General features: G+C 39.8%; 15 protein-coding genes. 2 read left to right on the top strand and 13 right to left on the bottom strand.

The window, feature by feature from the left end:
• Positions 1 to 44: 44 nt before the first annotated feature.
• From pgi to uvrC, 6 genes are all read right to left on the bottom strand, one after another.
• Positions 45 to 1682 (bottom strand): glucose-6-phosphate isomerase, encoded by a 1638-nt coding sequence (gene pgi / locus ABT310_RS05370; protein ID WP_375325720.1) that lies wholly within the window; start codon positions 1680 to 1682, stop codon positions 45 to 47.
• On the bottom strand, positions 1682 to 2962 hold the full coding sequence (locus ABT310_RS05375) for a peptidoglycan DD-metalloendopeptidase family protein (protein ID WP_375325721.1): 1281 nt from the start codon (positions 2960 to 2962) through the stop codon (positions 1682 to 1684). Before ABT310_RS05375 ends, pgi begins: the two co-directional genes overlap by 1 nt.
• 12 nt (positions 2963 to 2974) lie before the next feature.
• Positions 2975 to 3943, bottom strand: coding sequence for a tryptophan 2,3-dioxygenase family protein (locus tag ABT310_RS05380; RefSeq protein ID WP_375326150.1), 969 nt, complete (start codon positions 3941 to 3943; stop codon positions 2975 to 2977).
• An 11-nt stretch (positions 3944 to 3954) separates the two neighbouring features.
• Positions 3955 to 4734, bottom strand: coding sequence for a DUF3108 domain-containing protein (locus tag ABT310_RS05385; protein ID WP_375325722.1), 780 nt, complete (start codon positions 4732 to 4734; stop codon positions 3955 to 3957).
• A gap of 335 nt (positions 4735 to 5069) precedes the next feature.
• On the bottom strand, positions 5070 to 7331 hold the full coding sequence (locus tag ABT310_RS05390) for a patatin-like phospholipase family protein (RefSeq protein ID WP_375325723.1): 2262 nt from the start codon (positions 7329 to 7331) through the stop codon (positions 5070 to 5072).
• A gap of 2 nt (positions 7332 to 7333) precedes the next feature.
• On the bottom strand, positions 7334 to 9124 hold the full coding sequence (gene uvrC / locus ABT310_RS05395) for an excinuclease ABC subunit UvrC (RefSeq protein ID WP_375325724.1): 1791 nt from the start codon (positions 9122 to 9124) through the stop codon (positions 7334 to 7336).
• Between the two features lie 489 nt (positions 9125 to 9613).
• On the opposite strand from uvrC, the gene ABT310_RS05400 reads away from it, so the two are divergent.
• Positions 9614 to 10177: a 5-formyltetrahydrofolate cyclo-ligase gene (locus ABT310_RS05400; protein ID WP_375325725.1), complete on the top strand. Its 564-nt coding sequence runs from the start codon at positions 9614 to 9616 to the stop codon at positions 10175 to 10177.
• Here the strand turns inward: ABT310_RS05400 and ABT310_RS05405 are convergent.
• The 4 genes from ABT310_RS05405 to ileS all read right to left on the bottom strand — a co-directional run bounded on the left by ABT310_RS05405 (position 10165) and on the right by ileS (position 15285).
• Entirely contained in the window at positions 10165 to 10815 is a 651-nt protein-coding gene (locus ABT310_RS05405; protein ID WP_375325726.1) for a lipoprotein signal peptidase, read from the bottom strand. The genes ABT310_RS05400 and ABT310_RS05405 overlap by 13 nt on opposite strands.
• A 33-nt stretch (positions 10816 to 10848) precedes the next feature.
• A complete protein-coding gene (locus ABT310_RS05410; RefSeq protein WP_375325727.1) occupies positions 10849 to 11409 on the bottom strand; it encodes a hypothetical protein in 561 nt (186 codons plus the stop codon).
• A gap of 87 nt (positions 11410 to 11496) precedes the next feature.
• Positions 11497 to 11880 (bottom strand): TraR/DksA family transcriptional regulator, encoded by a 384-nt coding sequence (locus ABT310_RS05415; RefSeq protein WP_375325728.1) that lies wholly within the window; start codon positions 11878 to 11880, stop codon positions 11497 to 11499.
• A 3-nt stretch (positions 11881 to 11883) separates the two neighbouring features.
• Complete coding sequence (gene ileS, locus ABT310_RS05420) at positions 11884 to 15285, bottom strand: isoleucine--tRNA ligase (protein WP_375325729.1); 3402 nt, start codon at positions 15283 to 15285, stop codon at positions 11884 to 11886.
• A gap of 177 nt (positions 15286 to 15462) precedes the next feature.
• On the opposite strand from ileS, the gene ABT310_RS05425 reads away from it, so the two are divergent.
• The gene (locus ABT310_RS05425; protein ID WP_375325730.1) at positions 15463 to 15741 is read left to right on the top strand and encodes a hypothetical protein; all 279 of its coding nucleotides are present in this window, start codon (positions 15463 to 15465) and stop codon (positions 15739 to 15741) included.
• Positions 15742 to 15787: 46 nt separating this feature from the next.
• Here the strand turns inward: ABT310_RS05425 and ABT310_RS05430 are convergent, their stop codons facing one another.
• From ABT310_RS05430 to gdhA, 3 genes are all read right to left on the bottom strand, one after another.
• On the bottom strand, positions 15788 to 18208 hold the full coding sequence (locus ABT310_RS05430) for a TonB-dependent receptor domain-containing protein (RefSeq protein WP_375325731.1): 2421 nt from the start codon (positions 18206 to 18208) through the stop codon (positions 15788 to 15790).
• Between the two features lies 1 nt (position 18209).
• Entirely contained in the window at positions 18210 to 18929 is a 720-nt protein-coding gene (gene recO, locus ABT310_RS05435; RefSeq protein WP_375325732.1) for a DNA repair protein RecO, read from the bottom strand.
• 88 nt (positions 18930 to 19017) lie between these two features.
• Positions 19018 to 20361, bottom strand: coding sequence for an NADP-specific glutamate dehydrogenase (gdhA, locus tag ABT310_RS05440; RefSeq protein WP_375325733.1), 1344 nt, complete (start codon positions 20359 to 20361; stop codon positions 19018 to 19020).
• Positions 20362 to 20379: the final 18 nt, after the last annotated feature.

Raw genomic sequence — 20379 nt, forward strand, 5'->3', positions numbered from 1 at the left:
AACAAATGCTTAGGGTTTTTATTTAAAAATAACAACCTGACAACTTAACCCTTAAAAAAATGCAAAAGTTGCATTGTGGAGCTATCGTGTTTACCAATCTCGGAATTTTCAATGTCCCCCAAAATATTTTTGGCGAGTTGTTTACCTAGTTCAACGCCCCATTGGTCGAAGCTAAAGATGTTCCAAACTACCCCTTGAACAAAGATTTTATGCTCATAAAGTGCAATTAAGGAACCTAAGGTTTTAGGCGTCAATTTTTCAATTAAAAGGGTATTCGTCGGTTTATTGCCTTCAAACACTTTAAAAGGGAGTAATTTTTCGAGATCCTCTCCAGAAATTCCTTGACCTTCCAACTCCTGTTTCACCTCATCGGCGGTTTTACCGTTCATTAAGGCTTCGGTCTGGGCAAAGAAGTTGGCCATTAATTTGTTATGATGGTCCACATCCCCGTGTAGGGATTTTTTGTATCCGATAAAATCGGTTGGAATCAGTTTGGTGCCTTGGTGAATCAACTGAAAAAAGGCGTGCTGTGAATTGGTGCCAGGTTCTCCCCAGATAATAGTGCCTGTTTCATGACCTACTCGATGGCCGGCCCTGTCCACACTTTTACCATTACTTTCCATAATTCCTTGCTGCAAATAGGCGGAAAAACGGCTCAAGTATTGCGTGTAAGGAATTATCGCTTCGGTTTCGGCTCCATAGAAGTTATTGTACCAAACACTGATCAAGGCCAAAACTACTGGAATATTTTCCTCAAAGGTGGTTTCCTTGAAATGAACATCCATTTCGTGAGCGCCTTCCAATAAGGCATCAAAATTTTCATAGCCAATAGAAATGGCAATGGAAAGCCCAACGGCACTCCAAAGAGAAAAACGACCACCTACCCAATCCCACATCGGGAACACATTTTCACTGGCAATTCCGAATTCATCAATTTTTTCCAAATTGGTGGATACTGCCGCAAAATGATGAGCAATGTCTTTTTCCGAAGCACTCTCCAAAAACCATTTTTTAATGGTCATGGCGTTGCTCAAGGTTTCTTGCGTAGTGAAGGTTTTGGAAACAATCACGAACAAGGTTGTTTCTGGATCTAGGTCTTTTATGATTTCGTGAACGTGGTCACCATCCACATTGCTCACAAAATGCATTTTTAAATGGTTTTTATAAAACTTTAAGGCTTCAGCCACCATTACAGGACCAAGATCGGAACCACCGATTCCGATATTCACCACATCGGTGAATGTCTTTCCGGTATATCCTTTCTTTTCACCTGAAATAACGGCTTCTGTGAAAGACTTGATTTTTGCCTTTACCTCAAATACCTCATCCACAATATTAACACCATCCACAAAGATCTGGTCTCCTTTTTCAGCTCTCAAAGCTGTATGGAGCACCGCCCTGCCTTCAGTTTGGTTGATTAAATCTCCTTCAAAATAGCCTTTAATGGCTCGCGGCAATCCAACTTCTTGTGCCAATTGCAACAACAAGTTCAATGTAGTATCTGTAATCCTATTTTTTGAATAGTCCACATAAAAATTGTTCCAAAGCAAAGAGAACTTTTTACCTCTTTCTTTGTCTTCGGAAAACAATTCTCTTAAATGGGTATGCTTTGTTTCTTCGTAGTGCGCTTGAAGTTTTTTCCAAGCTTCTGTTGTTGTGGGGTCGATTGTGGGTAGCGCCATTACTGGTTATAGGTTATAAGAGTTTCTTCGAGTACGGGATTGGGTTCTGTTAATTCGATGCAATCCAATTGATCGCGCAATGGTTGTATATATGTTAGATAATCGGAACGCAATGAATCTGCAATGGGTTCTGCAGCAGGAAGTTCTTCCTTAAATGGATCCACCTGCCTTCCATTTTTCCAAAAACGGTAACAAACGTGTGGTCCACCTGTATTTCCCGTCATTCCAATCCAACCGATTACATCCCCTTGACGCACGAAGTCTCCACGCTTTACGTTTTGGGCCTTCATGTGCAGGTATTGGGTACTATAGGTTCCGTTGTGTTTGATCTTTACGTATTTGCCATTTCCTCCTCTTCGGGTCGATTCGGTGACGGTACCATCTGCGGTGGCCACAATGGGCGTTCCAATGGGAGCGGCAAAATCGGTTCCTTTATGGGGCCTTACTTTGTATCCGTAGTACGCAATCCTTCTTTTTAAGTTATATCGGGAAGATAATCGATACTGAAATTTAACTGGCGCCCGTAAGAAGGTACTCCTTAAGTTATTGGCTTCTTGGTCAAAATATTCCAAAATGTTGTTTGTAGCATCTGAAATATATGGGAAAGCATAAATGGTTTTTCCTTTATGCTCAAAATATGCGGCCTTTACAGAACCAATTCCTGCATAAATGCTATCATTGATATAGCGTTCCTCAAAAACTACCTTGAATTTGTCCCCTTTGTCCAACCGGCCAAAATCTATGGTCCATGCATAAATATCGGAAAGTGCGTAGGTTAGATTGTAGTCCACGCCCAAAGTATCGATGGTCATCGATAAATTATTCTCTATTATTCCTCCAATTTCGCGCTCCACCAATTTTATCTTTTTCTTGCTCTTGTAAGCCTTTGTAGAATCGCGAAGATCTACCACGGTATAATTGATTTTGTCGTTTTGGTAGATAAATACTTCGGCAACTTCTGAAGTGTCTTTGGATTTTAAAATAACATAGGGTTTGCCCACCTGAATTTTTCGGACATCAAAAGTATCCCTGTAATTTTCTGCAATCGCGGCAATCTTAGGGTAGTCCACTTTGTTCTTTAGCATTAGCTCACCAAAGCTGTCACCGTTTCTAACGGTATCGTGAACCACTTTAAAGTCCTCAAGGTTAAACCCATATTGTAATACTGGAGGTTTTACAATAGCTTCTACTGTTGCCACCTCTTTCATAGGTTCTTTTTTCTCATTGCATGACACCAACACAACCATCAGCGTCAAAATTGCCCCAATAATTTTCTGCATCTTCCTCTATTCCTAATTTTCCTTGTTTGTTGGATTAAAAATGTGGTCTACCCACTGTTTTCCCCAAGTATCCAACTCATTTTCTGAGTACAAAGTTGGGAAAAATATTATTTTCTGAAAATTGGGAGGCAAATAAGCCTTCCAATTGGTACCTCCGGTGGCATCAACATCCTTACCTTCTTTGGCCAAATACCGATGGGCCGACCCCATATGCATCAATGGCCAGTTTACGTTTGCATTAATGTCCATTTCCTTTAGCATCTTGATCAGTTCTTCACTATTTCTTGATGCCTCGGGCAATTGAAGGTATTTTTCGTAAACCGTATTGTGTTTCACTTGATTGGCAATACGCAACAGTCTTGGCGTATATCTAATTTCAAACTGTTTTAGGGTCAGTGTTTTTTCCCCGGTTTCCTTGTCGGTCGCTCCTTTTTTCCAATAGATACGTTCAAAAAGCTCTTCTATGCTGTTTTCTGATGAAAAATTTTCCCGTTCAGATATGTGGGTCATATTTTCCAATGGCGTTGCATAAAACTCAATCATTCGATACTGCGCCGATTGAAACCCACTGGCTGGCAACAAGGCCATTCGATATCTTAAAAATTGTTCCCGTTCCATTCCCTTGATCATAATGCTAAAGGAAGAAATAAGTGCTTTAAAATAACTGTTAATGCGTCTAACCTTTTCTATGAAAAATTGAAGGTCTTGGGATTTATCCTCAACGATTTGTTTTTGTTCGTGCAGGATGAGCTTAAAGTACAGCTCCGTGATCTGGTGGTACATGATGAAGATTTCTTCATCGGGAAAATGGGTGCGCGGCACCTGAATACTGAGAAGGGTATCTAAATGAATATAATCCCAATAGGTTAAATAACGTTGGTAGAGCAGTCCATCCAAATAAGAACTTAGGTCTTGCCCCGAGTTTTTGTACTTTTCCTCTAACTTGTTTATCTGGGATGCAATTTTGGCATCATTTATCATCACTGCCCGTACTAATTCATTATAATTTTAAACTGGTTCCTCAGTCCATTGTAACCATCTAAATCGGCCTTGAGCGAACCCACCGCCAAATCTGCTTTTATCCTGACCGGAATTTTGTTCCAATCATTGGAAACCCAAAGAGTTAAACTCTCTTTTTCTTTAAAAACACGACCGGATTGAACCAACGGCCTAAATTTAAGACATTCCACCTTTCCAAACTTGGTTCTGATGGTATCTTTTCCTAAATATTTAAGTTGAAACCTAAAAACGCCGTCATCATCAAAAAGCAGATCCAAATCAATGGACTGCCCTACTACAAATTCTTTGAGGTTATAATTACTTCTTAAATAATAGGAGGCCGAGATCAAATCTTGAATTTGGTTATGGATTTCAAAATTCTGTTCGGTGCTATTTTTATTATCGATTAAAATTGCATTCTTTCGGTCGTAATTAAATTCAATTTCCATGTCCTTGGTATAGCCTCCTTCATCTATTTTTCTAATAAATTTATAGGGCCTACCATCTTCACGGTCAAAATAACTTTCATAGGTATCGTCCACCTTAAAGAATATGCTGGCAAAACCAGTAGTTTTTCCTTCTCCCACAACATGGTACACAGGCGTGCCCTTAAATTTATCGGAGGTAAGGTGTAATGTCGCATAGCTGGCATTCAGTAATCCGTAATGAATTCGGAACTTGAGCCATTCGCCAGGCTTAAAGGCTGGTCTGCTTTCTTGACCTATTACAGGCATAGCAAGCAGAACAATAAGTAGGATTGTAAACTTTTTCATGAACAATTTTATGTTATAAAATTAGTAAAATCGCTTTAGGGGCTATGCTGTTTACAAATACTTAACAAATCTTGTTCCAAAATATTATATACAAAAAAAGCCCAGTCTTAAAACTGGGCTTTTCCTAAATAACCAACCAAACTTTAAATTATGAAAAACCAATACTTAAAGTTATAAGGGAACCACCCCTTATCTGAGTACAAATATACAGCAAGGTTTTATTGTATATTTCCATTTTAACGGACTTTAACTTAACCACATAGTTATTGATGGATTTTACCCGTTTTTTTGACAAATAATTAAGAATTCTGAGTGGAACTTTGAGCTTCTCGAAATCAAAACCAGTAGCCTACACTGAAGAAAAAATGATTGTTATCATTCTCGGGAGACCAAGTATAATAGATCTGAATGGGGCCTATAAAAGACTCAAATCCATAACCCACACCATATCCAGAAAAGGTGGGTTCTTCGAACCATTCCCCCAACCTAAACAGGTCGTCGCCCACATTGGCATAATTGGCCGATAGCATAATGTGGTTTTTAGGTGCAATGTTATAATCCAATCGACCACTTGCCTTCACAAAACTGTTTCCGGGAAGCCGTAAAAAATCGTAGCCTAAAAAGGGCATGAAATTGTTCACAAAATCGTTTCCATATCCGCCTAGAACAAAATCAAAAGAGGTGACATCCGAGGTGCCTAATTTTACCCCGCCGGACGCCTCTATGTTTAGACTCAAATTATGGGTCAGCGGTTGCACCCCACCTATCTTCACTTTTCCAATGGCAAATTCACTGAAGTTTTTATTGTAATCGGATGAAAAGGCATAAAAATGCATGTCACCATCAAACAAAAAGCCTTTTTTGGGAAAATATTTATCGTCGTAGGTATCCAACAGTATTCTGGAAAAGGCACTATAATAATTGGATCTTTCAAAGGTAGTTTTCTGATCTGATGGGAGTGTGGTCACCACGTCATCTTGAGCCAAGGTTCGGGTGCTGTAATTTAAAAACTTGTGTTCTAATCCAACCGTAAATGCAAATTCTTCCTTTAAAACGGTTTGGAGGTATATCTGATTGGTTAGATCGGTTACATCTAAGGTAATGCGCTGTACATTGGCATCGGCAGGTGCATCAAAATTGCTACGGATCAAAGAATATTCCACCTCGGAGTTAAAGTCCGTCAATTTAGAGTTTACCCCAAAGCTCCAATAATATCCTTTGTCGAGATAATAGTGCATATTGTACCTGATGTTATCCCCCAAAATAAAATCAAAGGAACCCACATCGTCCTTCATGAACAAATTCTTCTTGGTGATGTTGAAAAGTGCAGCACTTTTATAAAGATCATCGTAGTGTGCCGATACCTTTACAAACATTTTAGTTGGGTTTTCCTTGATCTTTAAGATAAGGTCGGTCCCCAATCCATTGGACACCAAATCATATCGAATGGCCTTAAAGTTTCCGGTGGCCGATAAATTATTGATGCCTTGCTTTAAATCTTCAAAAGAAATTGGTTCTGCCAATGAAAACCTCAATTTACCTTTTATGTATCCCCTGGTGTATCGTTCGTTTCCTTCAATGATCATTCTATTAATGGTCAAACTATCCACCTGCTTAATTCTATTGCGAATTGGCGTGGTACCGTGGTTCTGTTGTTCGGCTATCTCTTGTAAAATTTCCAATTTTTCCTTTGCTGCCGATTCTCCACTATCCACAATTTGCGCCCCTTTTTCAAAATCGATAACCGAAAACTCATCAATATTTGGTTTTATATAGACATCGGTCCGTTTGGATTTATCTTTCATATCGTTGACGGTACGATAATTATTGATCTGCAATAAAATTTCGGTGGCAGATGACAGCGATTCCCTAGTAGCCAAATCGTGTTGCACATCTACCCCAACAATTATGTCCGCGCCCATATCTTTTACTTGATCAATGGGATAATTGTTCACTACCCCCCCATCAATTAAAATTTGTCCGTTTATTTCAGAAGGCTCGAAGAGGGAGGGAAATGTTCCACTGGCCACAATGGCTTCGGGCAAATACCCTTTATCCAACAAAATTTCTTCTCCGGTTTCCACATTGGTCGCAATACATAGAAATGGTATGGGCAATTTTCTAAAATCATTGACATCTTTTACATGATACAGCAACTGTACCAACATATTATATATGTTTTGTCCACCTGAAATCCCTTGAGGAAAGGATACTTTAAAATTATTGAAGGGCAAGGTCAGTGCATAACGTTCACTATTGTCCTTTTCATAAAAATTCTTGGCACTCCGAGGTACATTATCTTGAATCAAATCTGTAAAATCGGTACTTCTAAAAATAGAATCCAATTCTTGAGCCGAATATCCCGATGCATAGAGTGCGCCCACAATAGCGCCCATACTCGTTCCACCTATATAATCTATTTTAATACCGGATTCCTCTATTACCTTCAACGCACCAATGTGTGCCAGGCCTTTAGCCCCGCCTCCACTGAGCACAAGTCCAACCTTTGGAGGTGTATTGCCCTCCAAATCTTGTCCAACGGCGTTAAAACCCAAAAGAACAAAAACCAAAATGTTAATCAAGATTCTTTGTTGCATGCTCAGTGAAATGTTTTATAGATTTTTTTGGCCTTGGCCATTCCCACCGAAGCCGCAAGACTTTCTATCGATGCTTCTTTAATGCGTTTTACGGACTTAAAGCTCTTTAATAATTGTTCGGCTGTTTTTTCCCCAATGCCATCTATATTTTCCAATTCTGAATTGATTGCCCCCTTGCTTCGCTTGTTTCGGTGATGGGTAATTCCAAACCTATGGGCCTCGTTCCGTAATTGTTGTATGATTTTAAGACTTTCTGATCGCTTGTCCAAATAAAGTGGCACCGGATCTTCGGGAAAATAGATTTCTTCCAACCTTTTGGCTATTCCGATAATCGCAATTTTTCCACGGAGCCCCAACAGATCTAAACTCTTTAAAGCAGATGATAGCTGCCCCTTTCCTCCATCGATTACTATGAGTTGTGGAAGCGGCTCTCCTTCGTTCACCAATCTTTTGTATCGCCTAAAGACCACTTCTTCCATACTCGCAAAATCATCGGGACCCTGTACGGATTTGATGTTGAAATGACGGTACTCTTTTTTTGAGGGTTTTCCGTCCTTAAATACCACACATGCAGCCACCGGATTACTCCCCTGAATATTGGAATTATCAAAACACTCAATATGCCTTGGTTCTTCCGATAATCTCAAATCAGATTTCATTTGCGCCATGATTCGTTTGGTATGGCGATCGGGATCGGTAATCTTGATTTGCTTCAATCGGTCTTGACGATAAAATCGCGCATTTCTTTCGGACAGGTCTAAAATTCTGCGCTTATCTCCCAATTTTGGCAGGGTCACCTTAATTCCATCATCAACGGAAACTGGAAACGGCAAATACACTTCTTTAGAAGCGGAGTTAAAGCGCTGTCGCAGTTCTGTTACGGCCAATTGCAATAATTCTTCATCGGTTTCTTCCAATTTTTTCTTGATTTCCAAAGTATGGGAACGAACTATGGAGCCATGTGAAAGCTGCAAAAAGTTGATATAGGCATGGGTTTCATCGGAAATAATAGTGAACACATCCACATTATTGATCTTGGGGTTTACCACTGTGGATTTAGCCTGATAGTTTTCGAGCACCTCAATCTTATCCTTTATACGCTGCGCTTTTTCAAACTCCATCTCGGCAGCATAAGCATTCATTTGTTCTTTAAAGGATTGCAAAGAGTTTTTTAGATTGCCTTTAATGATCTGTCGTATATCTTCTATTTGGTCTTGATACTGTTTTTCGCTTTGATATCCCTCACAGGGCCCCAAGCAATTCCCTAAATGATACTCCAAACAGACCTTATACTTTCCCGCGTTTATCTTTTCTTCAGAAAGATCATAATTGCAAGTACGAAGCGGGTATAGGCTCTTTACCAACTCCAATAAAGTTCGAACGGTTTTCATGCTCGTATAAGGACCAAAATATTCCGAACCGTCCTTGATGAGCTTTCGGGTAGAAAATACTCTGGGAAAACGCTCTTTTTTAATACAAATCCAAGGATAGGATTTATCATCTTTAAGCAGCACATTATAGCGGGGCAATAATTTTTTTATCAAATTATTTTCCAATAACAGTGCATCAGACTCTGTTGGAACGACAATGTGTTTAATGGAATGGATTTTTTTAACCAGCACCCTGGTTTTCCCATACTCCTGTTGCTTGTTAAAATAAGAAGAAACCCTTTTTTTTAAATTCTTGGCTTTACCAACATAAAGAATTTTGCCCTCCGCATCATAAAATTGGTACACCCCTGGGTTATCGGGCAATGCACTTAACTGAACTTTTATCGATGTTGATTTGGACATAAAAAGGACCTGACTGTACTTTACCCCAAATTTAAAGTTTAATTGGTTGCTTAGTTGTTAAACTTGACCAATTACTATTTTGTGTTCATCAATAGTCCCTTTGCAGTGATCATTAGGCAAATTCAAACCATAATCATCTAAAAAACAAAGAATCATCAATTACCATATTAAAAATTTAATGGTATTTTTTTAGTCAAATTCGCATTAATTTTATCTTAAAATGGTGATTTAACAGTATGAAGTTGGTCTAAATTGTTAAAAATTGATAAAAAACATGCATTTCATCGATAAAAAGTGCATTTCATGGTAAATTTTTAATTGTGTTTACCTATATTTAACCCAGAAATTACAATCCTATGGAAAACTATGTTATCGTTTTGGGAATGTATTTGATTTTGATGCTTTTCTTTAAAATCTTTTACACTTTTTCATCTAAAGGAGAATAAGTTAGCTCTTCCCGAGAACAACCCCAAAATCTTCAACACCTAGATGTTGAAACCTGAATTAAGAAAAAAATATAAAAATCTGAGAATGGAACTTAATGATTCCAGCATCTCGGATTTAAGTTTGATTTTAGCGAATCAAGTACTGCAAATCCCCATATGGGATTTTTTTTATTTCCATATCTTTCTGAGCATCGAAGAACAAAAAGAAATAGACACCCTTCCTTTAATTACTTTACTGCAGGGAAAAGATAAAAATGTTGTTGTTCCAAAAGTGTCCGGAGAAAACAGTTTAGAAAACTATTTACTTACGGATAGTACTCCCTTTAAAAAGAATGAATGGGGTATTCCTGAGCCCATTGACGGTATTGTAATCCCAGAAGAAAAAATTGATGTGGTTTTTATCCCCTTACTGGCTTTTGACGAAGCGGGTAATCGAGTGGGATATGGAAAAGGCTTCTACGATACATTTCTTGCAAAATGCCGAAAAGAAACAGTTAAAATTGGATTGTCCTTTTTTGAAGCCGAACCAGAGTTAATTTCAGATGTGAACAAGAACGATGTACCATTGGATTACTGCATTACCCCCGAAAAGGTCTACGCATTCTGATTTTCTGTTTCCTGCTCTTTGTCGGCCGGTTTTGGGAAAGCTTTTTTATTAAAGACAATCAAAATTCCGACACCCGTACTAATCGCTGTATCGGCAACATTAAATACAGGTTCGAAAAAACGGAATCGTTGACCACCTAAGGAAGGAACCCAATCGGGCCATGTAGTGTCCACCAAAGGAAAATAAAGCATATCCACTACCTTGCCATGAAATAAGCTGCTATAATTGTCCTGCGCAAACAGGGTGGCTACCTGTCCATTACTATGATCAAAAATAATCCCGTAAAATACAGAGTCGATAATATTTCCAACAGCCCCAGCAAAAATCAAGGAAACTGCCAAAATCAATGTTCTTGGAGATTGTTTTTTAATGATGTCCCACAACCAATATCCAATACCAAAAACGGCGAATATCCTAAAAATCGTTAGGATCAATTTCCCAACAGGTTCCGAAATGGGTAAAAGGTCACTTAATTTCGTTCCCCAAGCGGCTCCTTCATTTTCAATAAATAGAATTTTAAACCAGCCCAACACATCATGAGATTCTCCCAAAATAAAATGGGTTTTGATATATATTTTGCTGATCTGATCTAAAAGTAGCAACAGAACAATGATAATCAGGGACTTTTTTAAACTCATACTCTCAATAAAAGGATTGCAAAAATATGGATATTATTTTGTTTTCTTTAGGTAGATATCACCTTGTACCGTCCTTAATATAAATTGATTATTACCATACGGAATTACATTAGATTCCACTTGCCCGTAATTACTTTCAGCATCTATCGTACCGCTTGGAGCCAATAGCGTTATATCACCTTTTTGCGTGGTCACTTCCACACTTTCCGTTACATTTTCAAGAGCGCACATACCATCGGCCAAAGTAATGCTTAGTTTTTGATATGCACCTTGGGCATACACATTACTATTGGTGCCAAAAATCTGTACGCTTTTATATTCGGGAACTTGAATTTCCAACGCAATGGAAACCACTTTATGGGCACTTAACTTATCGTTTGGATTTACAAAAAGGGGTTGAAAATCTGCACTCACCATGGCCGTGGCTCCACTTTCCTCAATCGAAATCAATAAATCATCCGCATATTCGCCCTCCATGCTTGCGACTACCTGAATTTCTTCGCTCTTGGAAGTTTTTAAGTCGATACGGTAACAGTATTCCGCATCAATTTGAATGGTCTCGGTCCTCGGGTCCAAGAAGGCCTTTTTTACCATTTTTTGCCCATGAAGGTTCATGAACATCATTAAGCTCATAAAAAATAGAAAAGACCTCATAAAGAAAAACGCCCTAGGGCGTTCTTGTTATTTCTGCATGTTCTTAGCCTCGATGCTCAACGTTGCATGCGGAACCAATTTTAAACGCTCTTTGTTGATGAGCTTTCCGGTCACTCTGCAAATGCCGTAGGTTTTGTTCTCAATACGCAACAAAGCATTTTTAAGGTCCCTAATAAACTTTTCTTGGCGAATTGCCAATTGGGTATTCGCTTCCTTGCTCATTGTTTCAGAACCTTCTTCGAAAGCCTTAAAGGTAGGCGAAGTATCATCCGTACCATTATTACCATCATTCATATAAGAACTTTTCAACAGTTCCAAATGTTGCTTGGCCTTCTCAATTTTTTCTTCTATCAATGTTCTGAATTCCGCTAGGTCCTTATCGGAGTATCTAACTTTTAAATCTTCTGCCATGATCTAGTGCTTTTGAATAAACAGTTTGGTATTCACTTCATCAAAGGAGATGGCTACGCCTTCCTCTAATTTTTCTTCTAGGTTAAGCTCGGCTGTAAGGGTTTCGGTTTTAATGTAATCCTCGTTGCTGGAAATGGCATTTTCCACAAAGCCGTCCTTCAATATTTTAATATCTATCTTGTCGGTCACCTCAAATCCTGATTCTTTCCGAATATTCTGGATTCTGTTCACGAGTTCCCTTGCAATTCCCTCTTTTCTCAAAGTTTCATCAATGGTCACATCCAATGCCACTGTTAAGGAACCTGAACTGGCTACCAACCAACCTTCAATATCTTGAGAACTTATCTCTACATCGGTTAACTGTAAATTAACGGTTTTATTTTCCAATTGTAGCAATAATTCTCCTTCTCGTTCTATTTTTTGGATATCTTCTTGATCCAATTGCGAAACAGCTCCTGCTATCGCTTTCATATCCTTACCAAATTTCGGGCCCAACACCTTAAAATTTGGTTTTATTTGTTTCACCAAGATTCCAGAAGCATCGTCCAATAGCTCGATTTCCTTTACATTCACCTCTGATTTAATAAGGTTTGAAACCGCTTCGATATCCGATTTTTGCTCCTCATCCAACACGGGAATCATGATTTTTTGCAAGGGTTGGCGCACTTTTATTTTCTCCTTTTGACGGATAGAAAGCACTAATGATGATATTTTCTGGGCCAATTGCATCTTTCGCTCCAACCTTTTGTTCACCATTGTTGCATCAAACACTGGGAATTCTGCCAAGTGAACGCTTTCAAAAGATTCTTTTTGCGTAGTGGCCACCAAATCCTTGTACAAACGATCCATAAAGAAAGGAGCAATAGGAGCTGAAAGTTTTGCCACCGTTACCAAACAAGTATATAAAGTTTGATAGGCCGAAATTTTATCCTGCTCATAATCCCCTTTCCAAAAACGTCTTCTGCTTAAACGCACATACCAGTTGCTCAAGTTTTCCTGAACATAGTCAGAAATCATTCGAGCGGCGCGGGTAGCTTCGTAGTCTTCGTACGCCTCGTCTACATTTTTGATCAAAGTGTGGAGTTCAGAAAGTATCCACTGATCAATTTCTGGCCTCTCTTCCAAGGGTATGTCCGCCTCGGCATATGCAAACTCATCTATATTCGCATAAAGTGCCATAAAAGAGTAGGTATTGTAAAGTGTACCGAAGAACTTACGTTTTACCTCAACCACTCCTTCTATGTCAAACTTAAGGTTGTCCCATGGGTTGGCATTGGAGATCATATACCAACGGGTAGCGTCTGGCCCATGTTCTGGCAATACCTCAAAAGGATCCACGGCATTCCCCAATCGTTTGGACATTTTCTTGCCTTCCTTATCTAAAACAAGTCCGTTGGACACCACATTTTTATAGGCAATACTATCAAAAACCATCGTGCCAATAGCATGAAGTGTGTAAAACCATCCTCTTGTTTGATCAACGCCCTCTGCAATAAAATTGGCCGGATAGGCAATACCGTCATCAATCAATTCCTTGTTTTCAAACGGGTAGTGCCATTGCGCGTAGGGCATGGAACCACTATCAAACCAAACATCGATAAGGTCCGATTCCCGCTTCATGGGTTGCCCAGATGGAGAAACCAAGGTAATTCCATCCACAATGTTTTTATGCAGGTCGATTTTATCGTAGTTGGACTCACTCATGTCGCCCACCACAAAATCATCGAACACATCTTTATCCATCACACCCGCTTCCACAGCTTTGGTCATTTCTGACTTCAACTCTTCCACAGAACCAATGATCAATTCTTCCTTACCGTCCTCTGTTCTCCAAATAGGCAATGGAATACCCCAATATCTGGATCGTGAAAGGTTCCAATCATTGGCATTGGCCAACCAATTTCCAAATCGTCCCTCTCCTGTTGATTTTGGTTTCCAATTGATGGATTGGTTCAGCTCGAACATTCTATCCTTCACATCGGTTACCTTAATAAACCATGAGTTCAATGGGTAATACAGAATCGGTTTGTCGGTACGCCAGCAGTTTGGATAGCTGTGCACGTATTTTTCAACCTTAAAGGCCTTGTTTTCTTCTTTTAGTTTGATGGCAATCTCAACATCCACAGATTTTTCGGGTGCTTCTCCATCATTATAGTACTCGTTCTTTACGTATTTGCCACCGAACTCTTTAAGTTCTGGTCTAAATTTTCCTTGAAGGTCCACCAATGGAACTGGGTTGTCGTTTTCGTCCAATACCAACATGGGCGGTACTTCTGGCGTAGCTTGTTTGGCCACCAAGGCATCATCCGCACCAAATGTTGGGGCCGTATGCACAATACCCGTACCATCTTCTGTGGTTACGAAATCCCCAGAAATTACACGGAATGCGTTTTCAGGATTTTGGTAAGGCTGCACGTAATCGATCAATTGTTCGTACTGAATACCCACCAAATCTTTTCCCAAAAAGCTTTCTCCCACTACAAAAGGAATCTTTTTGTCGCCTTGTTTAAAACTGGCCAATTCCTCTTCGGTTTCAACCTTTGTGAACTTTCCAGAGAAGTTATAATTCACCAAGTTTTTCGCCACAATAACAGTGATTGGGTCAAAGGTGTATTGGTTGAAGGTTTTTACCGTTACGTAATCAATTTTTGGCCCTACGGTCAATGCTGTGTTCGAAGGAAGTGTCCAAGGCGTGGTCGTCCAAGCCAAAAAGTAAAGGTCGCCTGCTTCATTTTTTAAGAAATCAGGTAGTGAATCCTTTTTTGCCTTAAACTGTGCCGTAACCGTGGTATCGGTCACATCTTGGTATGTTCCAGGCTGATTCAACTCATGGGAACTTAATCCAGTACCCGCTTTTGGCGAATACGGCTGAATGGTATACCCTTTATATAAAAGTCCTTTGTCGTAAATCTGCTTGAGCAACCACCAAACCGATTCCATGTATTTGGGTTTGTAAGTGATGTATGGATCATCCATATCTACCCAATACCCCACTTTTTCGGTCATCTCGTTCCACACATCCGTGTAACGCATCACTGCTTTTTTACAGGCTGCGTTGTACTCTTCTACCGTGATTTTTTTACCGATATCTTCTTTGGTGATTCCCAATTCTTTTTCCACGCCGATTTCAACGGGCAAACCGTGGGTATCCCATCCAGCTTTTCTTTTTACCTGAAATCCTTTCATGGTTTTGTACCTCGGAAAAATATCCTTGATGGTACGCGCCATTACGTGGTGAATTCCGGGCATTCCGTTTGCAGAGGGCGGGCCTTCAAAAAAGACATAGCTTTCTTTGCCTTGCCTGGTGGAAACACTCTTTTCAAATATTTGTTTGTCCTTCCAAAAATCAAGAATCTCTTCTGAAACTTTTGGTAAATCCAATCCCTTATATTCCGCAAACTTCATAAACTGCTTCTTCTAGAATTCAAGTTTGCAAAATTATAAATTTAGATGGAATTATAGGCTCCCTTTTGGCATTAGAATTCCCATAATTCCCTTAACCTAAATATGATAAATCCCAAAACACTGGTTAACTTTATATTCTTAATCTTGAAATGATCATAAACACAAATCCCAAACCCTATGAAAAAAACACTTTTAATCGCTTTTGCCCTATTGTTCACGGTGTCTTTCAGCGCTTGTAAAGACAATGATGACAAGGCAAAAAAGGCCAAAGAAGAAATCAGTAAATCCTTGGAACATGCTGGGAAAGACTTAAAAGATGCAGCCGATGAGGCCGCGAAAGCTCTAAAAGAAGCAGGTAAGGATGCCAAAGAAGCTGGCGAGATAGCACTGGACAGTTTAGAAAAAGCGGCCGATGAAGCCAAAGAAACGGTCAAAAAGGCTATCGATAGTCTTTAATCAATGTAAAAAAAAGAAGGCCGGGGAAATCCCGAGCCTTTTATTTTTAAAATACGTAGCCAACACCTAAAATCAAGTTGGTGCCCGGAGCAACAATTCCCGAAGAATACATTCGGTATCGCTGGTTAGTCATATTTTCTAGACTTACAGAAGCTTTTATAGCATTGGTGATTTGATATTGCGACCTAAAGTTCAATGTATACCATGAGGGGGAATACGGATTGCCATTGGCATCCTCAGCATACATATAGGTTTTTCCCTGCTCGGAAAGTGCTAGATCCTCATTGCTCACCTCTCCGTTATAATTTAAAAACACATCGGCTTTTAATTTTTGGTTTCTCCAAATCAAATGAACATCACCAAATGTTGGGGCAGCGTGTCGCGAAGGACTGTCCATTCCATCATCATCCTCTTCCGTTCCTTCTGTAATGGTAAGGTTGGATGTTAGCGACCAATGTTCGTTAAAATAAGCTTCTACTCCAAACTCAAATCCGTACACATAGGCCCTTGCTGCATTTTGAATGGCCTGAACATTGCTCAATTCCCCATTGTATGGTATCTCTGTTTCTCCATTAAAGGCAAAATCGCGACGCACCAAAGCATCGACCAAATAGGTATAAAAAGTGGCACCTTTAAGAGTTAGGAAATCATTGAAGTTTTTACGTATTCCCAATTCTCCGTTGTAAGCATATTCGGGTTCCAAATCGGGATTGGGAACCACTACAGAACCGGGTTCTGAATCAAAAATCTTTCCGATGTCATCAATATTGGGTGCTCTAAATCCGGTAGATCCGTTCAAAGTCACCTGAAAATCGGACCATGGAAACCAGCTGACCCCTAAACTTCCCGTTAACGCTCCTGTGATAATATCGGCCTCATCAAAAGGAAAGGGATAAAAAGTGGTATCAAAATCGGCATCAACCCAAACTTGACTGTATCGAATTCCCGATAACAGTGTGACATTGGGTTTTAATTGAAATTCTCCATTAACGTACCCAGCCAATGTTTGCCAAGTGGCTCCATCTGGGTATCGGGATGCAGTTTCGGCAATTTCATCGGTTTCAATGTTTCGTACACTTCCTTTGGAATGTATTTTATTGAACACATATTCGGCTCCGTAGTACAGGTTTAAGTTTCCAATTTTCTTGTTGTCAAAATCAAGATTTACTGATAGTGCATCCACTTTTTCTTGTGTGGAATACAAATCCACATCTCCAAAAGCTCTATCGTGACGACTTTCTTCAAAAAATTGGTAAGCCGTGGTCAGTTTTACCCCATCGTAAAACATATTCTTGCCCTTTTTTGTGATTTGAAAGTTGCCCATAAACCATTTTTGGGGTCCATAATACCACTCTGCAGAACGTAACCCTTCACCATCCCTGTTTGGTCGAATCAAACGGTCGTATCTTGAATAGTCGGAGGTTTCGGAATAATACAATCCTAAATCGTACTTCCAAATAGCGTTGGGTTTATAGGTGAATTTCTGTAGAAAATTGACCTGATCATACCTTGTGGTCACTTGTTTTTTGGGATTATCATTTTCTACTAACACATCTTGATTGTTCTCACGGATGACATAATTATTACGGAGATAAGAATCAGGGCCATGTTCACCCATCCGTAAATCGCCAAAATTATTGAAGGTGAAACTTGAATAAGAAGCCCATTTTTTCTGTCCGAAGTTCAAATCGACGTGGGCGGTGTTTTCTGAATTTGCACTGGCGAACCTATAATCCACATTCCCAGAAAAAGCCAAACTATCGGTAAAAGAAAAACGAGCTTGCTCAGTATAAAAATTCATTACACCTCCAATAGCATCACTACCATAAATAACGGAGCCTGGACCGAAGGTAATCTCTGTTTTTTTTATGGTAAATGGATCTATGGAAATCACATTCTGAAGGTTGCCCCCCCTAAAAATGGCATTGTTCATTCGCACACCATCAACTGAAAGTAAAATTCGGTTGGTAGCAAATCCCCTGATCATGGGGCTACCACCTCCCAATTGGCTTTTTTGAACGAAAACAGTTCCACTATTCTGCAATAGATCGGCTGAAGTTTGCGGATTGGTAAAAGCTATGCTTTTATCGTCCAAGGTCTCAATTTTTTGGGGAATGTGTTTGCGCTGTTGTTGCCATTTGGACACCGACATGACCACTTCTTGCAATTCTTCGGTGCTCAATTGAAGGTACACTCGATTACCTCTACGATCAATCATTGCTTTGGTGGCAGTGTACACATCATAACTAATATGTTTGAAGGTGATTCTTTCATTATCAGAAAAAACACCTAAATCTCCTTTACCGTTGGAATCCGTTATGGTAGAACTTGATTGGTCTTTGTTAAAAATTGCAACATTATCAATCGGAACGCCGGTATCGGCATCCAAAACAGTTACTTGTTGGGCATAAAAAAGTAAGCTAAAAAATGAAAAGAATAAGGTTAACTTTAATTTTAGGCTTTGCATTTTAATGAAATACAGCATTTAAAACGGCAAGGGACTTTGGTTCCCTAAATCCGTGCACGTGCAACCGGAAATATAGGATCATGGTTCTTAAGAGTTCTCGCCTATTAGACTTAGTTAGTTGGATCGTCTGTAACGCCTCAAAATTCGTGCCTAAAAACTTTTTGAAATTCTCCAGATTTTCACTCTGAATCAATGGATTGAGAGATGGTGATTTACAGAAGCTTCCTTCCTGCAAATCGAAAAACGGGGAGTCTTGCTGAAAAGTGTCCGGATAGAAGCCTAAATACTTGGTCAAATTCAACAAAAAGAGGATGTGAAAATTGGGAGAAAGTGCATGAATATCCAGCCATTGCAAAGCGTATTCCAAATAATTGAAAAGACCAAGGTCTTGCTCCTCTTCGGAAATGGAATTGCCCAGCATCTCTGCCAAAAAAAGCACAACACTGTTTTTTACAATATCGGTATGTAAGGATTGATAAGGCGCACTCACCTTTACCTCGCGAAGACTTTCCAAAGTGCCTTTGTTTTTATGGTTGGCCACAATTTCCAACTGCATCAAAGGTAAAAAGTAGGCGGGTTTTAATTTTCCTTTTTTAGAAGCAAGTACTCCTTTCAACAAATAGGATTTCATCCCATCGGATTCGGTAAATGCCCGCACAATAAGGCTGGTATCCCCATATTTTAGGGAAGAAAGTACAATGGCCTTTGTTGTTACTTGCATGGGATAAAAAAAAGCAGTTACCAGAAGTGTAAAAGTAATCACTCCTTCCGGTAACTGCTAACCAAAAACCATTTTGGATGGTTTGTACTTATATCACCCCTTGGGCCAACATAGCGTCTGCAACTTTAACGAAACCAGCAATATTGGCTCCTTTTACGTAGTTACAGTATCCATCTTCATCCTTACCGTACTGAATACAGGCATCGTGAATTCCAGACATAATTCCTTTTAAACGGTCATCCACTTCCTCACGTGTCCAGCTGATACGGAGGGAGTTTTGTGACATTTCCAAACCTGACGTGGCCACACCACCTGCATTGGATGCTTTTCCTGGAGCAAACAAAATCTTGGCATCGTGGAATGCATGAATTGCTTCTGGTGTAGAAGGCATGTTGGCACCTTCCGCCACGGCAATACATCCATTTTTAATCAAGGTTTCGGCATCATCTCCATGTAACTCGTTTTGGGTAGCACAGGGCAAAGCAATATCACAGGCCACTTTCCATGGTGTTTCTCCTTTATGGAACTCTGCAGATGGATATTTATCAGCGTACTCGGAAATTCTTCCGCGCTTGTTGTTTTTCAAGTCCATTACATAGGCCAACTTCTCAGCGTCAATCCCATCTTTATCGTGAATGAATCCACCAGAATCTGAAAGGGTCAACACCTTACCACCCAATTGCAATACTTTTTCTGCAGCATATTGGGCTACGTTACCAGAACCTGAAATCACCACATTCTTACCTTCAAAAGACTCGCCTTTGGTTTTAAGCATGCTATCAGCAAAATAAACGGTTCCGTATCCTGTTGCCTCTGGACGAATCAATGACCCGCCCCAAGAAAGTCCTTTACCAGTTAACACACCGGTAAATTCATTTCTGATTTTCTTATACATTCCAAATAAGAATCCAATTTCACGGGCACCAACACCTATGTCTCCTGCAGGAACGTCGGTATTTGGTCCAATGTGACGGCAAAGCTCTGTCATGAAGGCATGGCAAAAACGCATGATCTCATCGTCGGACTTTCCTTTAGGGTCAAAATCGGAACCCCCTTTACCACCACCCATGGGCAGGGTAGTTAAACTGTTTTTGAAAACTTGCTCAAAAGCCAAGAATTTCAAAACACTTGCGTTTACGGTTGGGTGGAAACGCAATCCACCTTTATAAGGTCCAATGGCCGAGTTCATTTGGATACGATAACCACGGTTCACATGAATTTCCCCATCATCATCTACCCAGGCCACTCTAAATGAAATGAGGCGCTCTGGCTCCACCATACGAAGTAGGATATTTTTCCCGTGATAAATGTCGTGCTTTACAATATAAGGTATTACGGTTTCCGCTACCTCTTGCACTGCTTGAATGAATTCAGGTTCATGTCCATTTCTGGCAATCACCTCATCCATAAACGCTTTGATTTTTGTTTCCATATACGGATTATAATTAGT

It is taken from the genome of Flagellimonas cixiensis (genome assembly GCF_042134615.1).
GTDB classification, from domain to species: domain Bacteria; phylum Bacteroidota; class Bacteroidia; order Flavobacteriales; family Flavobacteriaceae; genus Flagellimonas; species Flagellimonas cixiensis.

What these genes read in the sequence shown, in the direction of transcription:
- pgi (WP_375325720.1), bottom strand. Translation starts at nt 1,682, where the DNA reads ATGGCGCTACCCACAATCGACCCCACAACAACAGAAGCTTGGAAAAAA.
- ABT310_RS05375 (WP_375325721.1), bottom strand. Translation starts at nt 2,962, where the DNA reads ATGCAGAAAATTATTGGGGCAATTTTGACGCTGATGGTTGTGTTGGTG.
- ABT310_RS05380 (WP_375326150.1), bottom strand. Translation starts at nt 3,943, where the DNA reads ATGATAAATGATGCCAAAATTGCATCCCAGATAAACAAGTTAGAGGAA.
- ABT310_RS05385 (WP_375325722.1), bottom strand. Translation starts at nt 4,734, where the DNA reads ATGAAAAAGTTTACAATCCTACTTATTGTTCTGCTTGCTATGCCTGTA.
- ABT310_RS05390 (WP_375325723.1), bottom strand. Translation starts at nt 7,331, where the DNA reads ATGCAACAAAGAATCTTGATTAACATTTTGGTTTTTGTTCTTTTGGGT.
- uvrC (WP_375325724.1), bottom strand. Translation starts at nt 9,124, where the DNA reads ATGTCCAAATCAACATCGATAAAAGTTCAGTTAAGTGCATTGCCCGAT.
- ABT310_RS05400 (WP_375325725.1), top strand. Translation starts at nt 9,614, where the DNA reads ATGTTGAAACCTGAATTAAGAAAAAAATATAAAAATCTGAGAATGGAA.
- ABT310_RS05405 (WP_375325726.1), bottom strand. Translation starts at nt 10,815, where the DNA reads ATGAGTTTAAAAAAGTCCCTGATTATCATTGTTCTGTTGCTACTTTTA.
- ABT310_RS05410 (WP_375325727.1), bottom strand. Translation starts at nt 11,409, where the DNA reads ATGGTAAAAAAGGCCTTCTTGGACCCGAGGACCGAGACCATTCAAATT.
- ABT310_RS05415 (WP_375325728.1), bottom strand. Translation starts at nt 11,880, where the DNA reads ATGGCAGAAGATTTAAAAGTTAGATACTCCGATAAGGACCTAGCGGAA.
- ileS (WP_375325729.1), bottom strand. Translation starts at nt 15,285, where the DNA reads ATGAAGTTTGCGGAATATAAGGGATTGGATTTACCAAAAGTTTCAGAA.
- ABT310_RS05425 (WP_375325730.1), top strand. Translation starts at nt 15,463, where the DNA reads ATGAAAAAAACACTTTTAATCGCTTTTGCCCTATTGTTCACGGTGTCT.
- ABT310_RS05430 (WP_375325731.1), bottom strand. Translation starts at nt 18,208, where the DNA reads ATGCAAAGCCTAAAATTAAAGTTAACCTTATTCTTTTCATTTTTTAGC.
- recO (WP_375325732.1), bottom strand. Translation starts at nt 18,929, where the DNA reads ATGCAAGTAACAACAAAGGCCATTGTACTTTCTTCCCTAAAATATGGG.
- gdhA (WP_375325733.1), bottom strand. Translation starts at nt 20,361, where the DNA reads ATGGAAACAAAAATCAAAGCGTTTATGGATGAGGTGATTGCCAGAAAT.